Source organism: Clostridia bacterium, assembly GCA_035628995.1.
GTDB lineage: Bacteria > Bacillota > Clostridia > Lutisporales > Lutisporaceae > BRH-c25.
In genome coordinates this window covers 38602-46270 of the sequence record DASPIR010000001.1, presented here as the reverse complement: position 1 = coordinate 46270, position 7669 = coordinate 38602, and the positions used below count along the sequence as shown (strand labels likewise).

Annotated in this window: 6 protein-coding genes; all 6 read right to left on the bottom strand. The window is 42.0% G+C overall.

Annotated features, from left to right (window positions below):
- Positions 1–171: GTP-binding protein (locus VEB00_00210; GenBank protein ID HYF81439.1), on the bottom strand; the 171-nt coding region annotated here is incomplete at its 3' end.
- A gap of 90 nt (positions 172–261) precedes the next feature.
- The gene (fusA, locus tag VEB00_00205; protein HYF81438.1) at positions 262–2331 is read right to left on the bottom strand and encodes an elongation factor G; all 2070 of its coding nucleotides are present in this window, start codon (positions 2329–2331) and stop codon (positions 262–264) included.
- 110 nt (positions 2332–2441) lie between these two features.
- Positions 2442–2912 carry a 30S ribosomal protein S7 gene (gene rpsG / locus VEB00_00200; GenBank protein ID HYF81437.1) on the bottom strand — a complete coding sequence of 157 codons (471 nt, stop codon included), beginning with the start codon at positions 2910–2912 and terminating at the stop codon, positions 2442–2444.
- Between the two features lie 133 nt (positions 2913–3045).
- The gene (gene rpsL, locus VEB00_00195) at positions 3046–3420 is read right to left on the bottom strand and encodes a 30S ribosomal protein S12 (GenBank protein ID HYF81436.1); all 375 of its coding nucleotides are present in this window, start codon (positions 3418–3420) and stop codon (positions 3046–3048) included.
- A gap of 127 nt (positions 3421–3547) precedes the next feature.
- Positions 3548–3793 carry a ribosomal L7Ae/L30e/S12e/Gadd45 family protein gene (locus tag VEB00_00190; GenBank protein ID HYF81435.1) on the bottom strand — a complete coding sequence of 82 codons (246 nt, stop codon included), beginning with the start codon at positions 3791–3793 and terminating at the stop codon, positions 3548–3550.
- A 190-nt stretch (positions 3794–3983) separates the two neighbouring features.
- Positions 3984–7511 carry a DNA-directed RNA polymerase subunit beta' gene (gene rpoC / locus VEB00_00185; protein ID HYF81434.1) on the bottom strand — a complete coding sequence of 1176 codons (3528 nt, stop codon included), beginning with the start codon at positions 7509–7511 and terminating at the stop codon, positions 3984–3986.
- Between the last annotated feature and the right edge of the window lie 158 nt (positions 7512–7669).

Sequence of the window (7669 nt, the reverse complement as noted above, 5' to 3'; positions counted from 1 at the left end):
CTTTTCTTCCGGTGCCTTGTCTATTTCATCATACTTTGTAGCTGTTGCACCGCCGAACTTTGAAAGTACTGTTGTTATTGCTGCTGTAAGTGTTGTCTTGCCGTGGTCAACGTGACCTATTGTCCCTATGTTTACATGGGGTTTGGTCCTTTCGTATTTTGCCTTTGCCATTTTACTTTTCCTCCTTTAAAAATCAGATAATCTAATATTTTAGGAAATTGCATGCTCCATTATGGACCCATGCAATCTCCTGATTTTTAATTATTTGTCGCCTAATAACTTCTCAGCTATGCCTTTGGGAACTTCTTCAAAATGATCCATCTCCATGGAGTATACTGCACGACCCTGTGTCGCTGAACGCAGGTCCGTCGAATATCCGAACATTTCAGAAAGCGGTACGAAGCTCCTTATAACCTGAGCTCCACTTCTTGCTTCCATGCCCTCAATTCTTCCTCTTCTGGAGTTAATGTCACCAAGAACATCTCCCATATACTCTTCAGGTACTGTTACTTCAACCTTCATTATTGGCTCGAGAAGTGCAGGATCTGCTTTCTTACAACCATCTTTAAAGGCCATTGAACCTGCGATCTTAAATGCCATTTCAGAGGAGTCAACCTCATGGTATGACCCATCAAAAAGTGTAACCTTTAAGTCGAGAACCGGGTATCCACCCAGTACACCATTCAGAGTTGCTTCTTCTACACCACGCTGTACAGCTGGTATATATTCTCTAGGTATTGCTCCACCTACAATTTTGTTTACAAATTCAAAACCTTCTCCAGGGGCTTTAGGTTCCAGTTCAAGCCAAACATGACCGTACTGTCCTTTACCGCCTGACTGTCTGACAAACTTACCTTCAATCTGCGTTTTCCTTCTAATGGTTTCTTTATAAGCAACCTGCGGCTTGCCGACATTTGCTTCAACCTTGTATTCACGCATCATTCTGTCAACGATTATCTCCAGATGCAGTTCTCCCATACCTGCGATAATTGTCTGACCTGTGTCAACATCAGTATATGTCCTGAAGGTAGGGTCTTCTTCAGCCAGCTTCTGAAGGGCAATGCCCATCTTATCCTGGCCTGCCTTTGTTTTAGGCTCTATAGCAACATTGATAACAGGCTCTGGGAACACCATTGATTCAAGGATTACAGCATTGTCCTCATCGCAGAGGGTGTCTCCTGTAGTTGTATCCTTGAGACCCACAGCGGCCGCGATATCGCCTGTGTAAACCTCTTTGATTTCTTCTCTGTGGTTAGCATGCATCTGTACTATTCTGCTTATTCTCTCCCTCTTGCCTTTTGTGGAGTTAAAAACATAAGAGCCAGCCTCAGCTACTCCGGAGTAAACTCTGAAGAAAGCCAGCTTACCCACATAGGGGTCAACCATAATCTTGAATGCAAGAGCTGAAAAAGGCTCTGAGTCATCTGAATGCCTTACTACCTTCTCTACTCCATCTAAGGAAGTACCGTCGATTGGAGGTATGTCGAGTGGAGATGGCATATAGTTGATAACTGCATCCAGCATAAGCTGTACACCCTTATTTTTGTATGAAGATCCACATATAACCGGATTCAGCTTAACTGCGATGGTACCTATTCTGAGAGCTGTCATTATTTCTTCTTCCGTCGGTTCTATGCCCTCCAAATACTTCATCATCAGTTCCTCATTGACTTCAGATACCTTTTCAATGAGGTTCTCTCTGAACTCTTTTGCTTTATCCATCATATCTGCGGGTATTTCTTCTATTACCATTTCTTTGCCGAGATCATCCTTATAGATGTGGGCTTTCATATCTATCAAGTCCACTATACCTATAAATCTTTCCTCACTGCCTATTGGGAGCTGAATCGGAACAGCATTAGCTCCGAGTCTGTCTTTCATCATTTGGACTACTCTATAAAAATCTGCTCCCATTATGTCCATTTTATTTACATACGCAAGTCGTGGAACGTTATATTTATCAGCCTGTCTCCAAACGGTTTCAGACTGAGGCTCAACTCCACCCTTGGCACAGAAAACCGCTACAGCACCATCTAATACACGCAGTGACCTTTCTACTTCAACAGTAAAGTCCACGTGCCCTGGCGTATCTATGATGTTTATTCTATGTCCCTTCCACTCGGCTGTTGTAGCTGCAGAAGTAATTGTTATTCCTCTTTCCTGCTCCTGCTCCATCCAGTCCATTGTGGCAGTTCCTTCATGAACTTCGCCTATTTTATATGTTTTCCCAGTATAATACAACACTCTTTCAGTAGTTGTTGTCTTTCCTGCGTCAATATGAGCCATTATTCCTATATTTCTTGTTTTTTCTAACGAAAATTGCCTAGGCACAGTTATCCTCCTTTCTGTTGTAAGTTTCACTGTTATAATTCCCTAAAAACTTATTATTTAGCATTATATAATCTATATTCATATTGTTCACTACAAACCTCGATCCGAAATTACCACCTGTAATGTGCAAATGCCTTGTTAGCTTCTGCCATCTTATGAGTGTCTTCTCTCTTCTTTACACTGTTTCCAGTATTATTCGCTGCATCTAAGAGCTCTCCGGCTAATCTTTCACCCATTGTCTTTTCTCCTCTTTTTCTGGAGAAATCGATCAACCATCTCATTCCTAATGCTTGCCTTCTTTCAGGCCTTACTTCTATAGGAACCTGATAAGTGGCTCCACCGATTCTTCTAGCCTTAACTTCCAGAACAGGCATGATGTTGGCCATTGCTGTTTCAAATAATTCGATGGGTTCCTTACCTGTCTTTTCCCTCATTATTTCGAAAGCACCATAAACTATTTTCTGTCCGGCGCTCTTCTTTCCATCATACATTATATTGTTGATAAGCTTAGTAACAATCTTATCATTGTACAATGGATCCGGTAATACGTCTCTTTTCGATATATGTCCTCTTCTTGGCACTATACTTCCCTCCTTAATATTAATTTTAATATCATCGGTACTCGGCAGCATCAAGTTAATCAACTGCCGTTGTGCGCAAATATATTTTAAACATAGGCAAAATTCAGCCTAATGTTAAATAACTCGCACAATATTATTTCTTTGGTCTCTTCGCGCCGTATTTTGATCTACTTTGCTTTCTGTTGGCAACGCCAGCGGCATCAAGAGTACCTCTTACAATGTGGTACCTTACGCCAGGAAGGTCCTTTACTCTGCCGCCTCTGATAAGAACAACTGAGTGTTCCTGCAGGTTGTGGCCGATTCCAGGGATGTAGCCTGTAACTTCAATACCATTTGTCAATCTAACTCTGGCAATTTTTCTTAATGCGGAGTTAGGCTTCTTTGGTGTTGTAGTCTTTACAACAGTACATACTCCCCTTTTCTGTGGGCTTTCCTTCAACGCTGGTGCAGTTGATTTGTACTCAACCTTCTCTCTGCCTTTCCTTACTAACTGGCTAATTGTAGGCATTAAATGCACCTCCTTGTTTTATTTATCATACACAGGCTTAACATTAGCTAAGCTCTGTAATACGCTCTGGATATACTTTTTGCGATAAAAAACGCCTTCATATGAAGGCGTTTTATTGATATGCATCTTAATCTTCGACAATTGCCGCCGTTGAAGCGCCAATATCTATACCACATGCATCTCCCAGTTCCTTCATATTGCTGACATATATGATTTGTAAATTTTTATCGCTACATGCATCAAGTACCGACTGTTTTATAAAATCGTCGGAATCCTTAGCTACATATACCTTTTTTGCAGTTCCATTTTTCACTGCCTTTACTGTCTGCTTTAACCCCACTATTCTTCTGTGTGAAGCTTTTAGTTCCTGCATTTAAATCACCTCTTGTGGATTTTTGCATGGCAACCATCGGTAATGTCGAGTCTGAAAAGAATTGTGGCACTCCTGGAAAATCTATTGTTAAGGAGTTATCAGTTAAAACGTGCATAAGAGAACCATTATAATGGTTCTCTATAACGCACTAAATAATTTTAGCATTTGTTATATTTTGTGTCAATAGTTTTTACTCTATTGTGTCAGCTGGCCTTATTGATATATCCATATATTTCTTCATGCCGGTACCTGCAGGAATAAGTTTTCCAATTATGACATTTTCCTTTAGTCCGACAAGTGGATCTATCTTGCCCTTTATTGCTGCCTCAGTAAGAACCCTTGTTGTTTCCTGGAAGGATGCAGCTGACAAGAAGGAATCTGTTGCCAAGGATGCTTTGGTTATACCAAGAAGCACTCTCTTTCCGGCAGCCATTTCTCCACCTTCAGCACTGACCCTTGCATTCTCATCTTCATATTTGAATATGTCGAAGAGTCCGCCCGGAAGCAGTTCTGTATCTCCAGACTCATCTATCTTGACCTTCCTGAGCATCTGTCTGACAATAACTTCTATATGCTTATCCGCGATATCAACACCCTGCAGCCTGTAAACTCTCTGCACTTCCATGAGCAGGTAAGTCTGTACTCCTGCCACACCTTTGATTTTCAATATATCATGCGGATTTACGGAACCTTCTGTTATCTCATCCCCTGCTTCTATTGCCTCGCCCTCAGTAACCCTGAGCCTTGAGCCGTAAGGGATAGTGTAAGTTCTGGTATCGCCATCCTCTGCAAGTATCACAACATCCTTCTTCTTTCTCTGGTCTATAATTTTAACAGTACCGGAGATTTCGGATATTATTGCAAGTCCTTTAGGCTTTCTAGCTTCGAAAAGTTCTTCAACTCTAGGAAGACCCTGAGTAATGTCATCACCGGCAACACCGCCCGTGTGGAAGGTTCTCATAGTAAGCTGCGTACCAGGCTCACCTATTGATTGAGCTGCAATTATACCAACTGCCTCTCCTATATGCACAGGTTCACCGGATGCAAGGTTTACTCCGTAGCATTTAGTACATACGCCTTGTTTTGCATGACAGGTCAGTATTGTTCTTATCGGAACTTTCTTGATGCCAAGCTTCACAATAGTACCAGCCATTTTTTCAGATATCAGTTCGCCCTTTTTCACAAGTATTTCACCTGTTTCCGGGTTTACTACGTCTCCGTTGGTATATCTTCCCATGAGTCTGTCTTTAAGCTTTTCGATTACTTCATTGCCGTCTTTGATCTCGCTCATGATCAAGCCTTCTTCTGTACCACAGTCCTCTTCCCTGATTATTACGTCCTGACTTACGTCAACAAGACGTCTTGTCAGATAACCTGAGTCAGCAGTACGCAGTGCTGTATCAGCAAGACCTTTTCTAGCACCGTGAGTGGAAGTAAAGAACTCCAAAACGTCAAGACCTTCACGGAAGTTAGCTTTTATAGGAATTTCTATTATTCTACCTGAGGTATCAGCCATAAGACCTCTCATACCACACAGCTGCTTAATCTGATTAACACTACCTCTGGCTCCTGAATTAGCCATCATATACACTGAATTGAGCCTATCCAGATTATCCATCAATGCTTTTGTAACATCATCTGTGGCTGTTTTCCAGGTATCTATTACCTGCTCATATCTTTCTTCATTGGATATTAAGCCTCTTCTATACATCTTTTCAATTTTGTCTACTCTCTCATCTGCCTTTGAAAGAATCTCTTTCTTTGCGCTCGGAATATCCATATCCGATATGCTTATTGTAACTGCGCCCTTTGTCGAGTAATGGAAGCCCAGTCTCTTTATTTCGTCCAGCATAATTGCAGTATTTGTATTTCCATGCATTCTGAAGCACTTATCGACTATTTTTCCTAACAGCGACTTGTCTACAGGCACTATATTTCCATCCCTGTCCTTAGGATCAAGCTCTAACAGGAACATATCATCTTCGGTATTTCTTTCAACAAAGCCAAGTGTCTGGGGAATTGACTCATTGAAAATAAATCTTCCGACAGTGTTTTCAACTATTTTGGTCTTTTCTTGACCGTTAATTACCTTTGTTATTCTTACCCTTACCTTTGCATGCAGAGATACTTCACCCAACTGATAGGCCATTATCATTTCATCCAAGTTTGTGAATACCTTGCCTTCACCCTTTTCACCGGGCACATGTATAGTAAGGTAATATATACCCATAACCATGTCCTGTGTTGGGCTTACAACCGGTCTTCCATCCTTTGGAGCCAAAATGTTATTGGCAGACAGCATCAGGAATCTAGCTTCCGATTGCGCTTCTACAGATAAAGGTACATGTACAGCCATCTGGTCACCATCGAAGTCAGCGTTGTATGCAGTACATACCAGTGGATGAATCTTCAGTGCTCTGCCCTGTACAAGTATCGGCTCGAAAGCCTGGATACCAAGTCTATGCAGTGTTGGAGCACGGTTTAACAGCACTGGATGCTCGCTGATAACTTCTTCAAGTATATCCCAGACCTCTGGTTTAACTCTTTCAACCATTCTCTTAGCGCTCTTTATATTATGTGCAAGTCCGTCATTTACAAGCTTTTTCATTACAAAAGGCTTAAAGAGCTCAAGGGCCATCTCATTTGGCAGACCGCATTGGAAAAGCTTCAGTTCCGGACCTACAACTATAACTGAACGTCCTGAATAGTCAACACGTTTTCCGAGTAGGTTCTGTCTGAATCTTCCCTGCTTTCCTTTAAGCATGTCACTCAAGGACTTTAATGGTCTGTTGCCAGGACCCGTTACCGGTCTTCCTCTTCTGCCGTTGTCTATAAGAGCATCTACTGCTTCCTGGAGCATTCTCTTTTCATTTCTAACGATGATGTCCGGTGCTCCCAGGTCAAGCAGTCTCTTAAGTCTGTTATTTCTGTTTATTACTCTTCTATAGAGGTCGTTAAGGTCAGAGGTGGCAAATCTTCCGCCATCCAACTGCACCATTGGCCTCAAATCCGGCGGTATTACCGGTATAGTCTCAAGAATCATCCATTCAGGCTTATTGCCGGAATTCTTAAAGGCCTCAACAACCTCCAGCCTTCTGACTGACCTAAGCCTTTTCTGTCCGGTACTGTCTTTAAGGTCTATCCTAAGTTCTTTTGCCAGCTTTTCCAGGTCAAGATCCTTAAGGAGTTCTTTAACTGCTTCAGCACCCATTCCTGCCCTGAACCTGCTGCCGAATTTTTCTATGCTCTCCCTATATTCCTTCTCACTTAAGAGCTGCTTCTTTGAAAGGGTCGTATCGCCATTATCGACTACTATGTAGGAGGCAAAGTACAGAACCTTTTCCAAGGCTCTTGGAGACATATCAAGTATAAGACCCATTCTGCTGGGTATTCCTTTGAAATACCAGATATGTGATACTGGAGCAGCAAGCTCGATATGGCCCATTCTCTCTCTTCTAACCTTTGCTTTGGTTATTTCAACACCGCAACGGTCGCAAACTATTCCCTTGTACCTGATCCTCTTGTATTTTCCGCAGTGGCATTCCCAGTCCTTTGTAGGACCAAAAATTTTCTCGCAAAAAAGACCTTCCTTTTCAGGTTTCAATGTTCTATAGTTTATTGTCTCCGGCTTCTTTACCTCTCCCCTTGACCATTCCCTTATTTTCTCCGGGGATGCCAAACCTATTTTGATTGCTTCAAAGTTATTTAATTCAAACAAGGAGGTATCTCTCCCTTCTAATAATTAGTACCGAATTTGGCTATGCCAATTTCTGGTTCGGGGTTCGTGGTTCGGGGTTCGTGGCTTTAGTTAGCTCTTCGGAGCATTTGCTAAATCCTCGCACCTCGCACCTCGCACCAATGCTTTATAGGAATACC

Bases quoted from the DNA above. Each gene is read 5' to 3' on its own strand.
- rpsL (HYF81436.1), bottom strand. From the start codon at position 3,420: ATGCCTACAATTAGCCAGTTAGTAAGGAAAGGCAGAGAGAAGGTTGAG.
- VEB00_00190 (HYF81435.1), bottom strand. From the start codon at position 3,793: ATGCAGGAACTAAAAGCTTCACACAGAAGAATAGTGGGGTTAAAGCAG.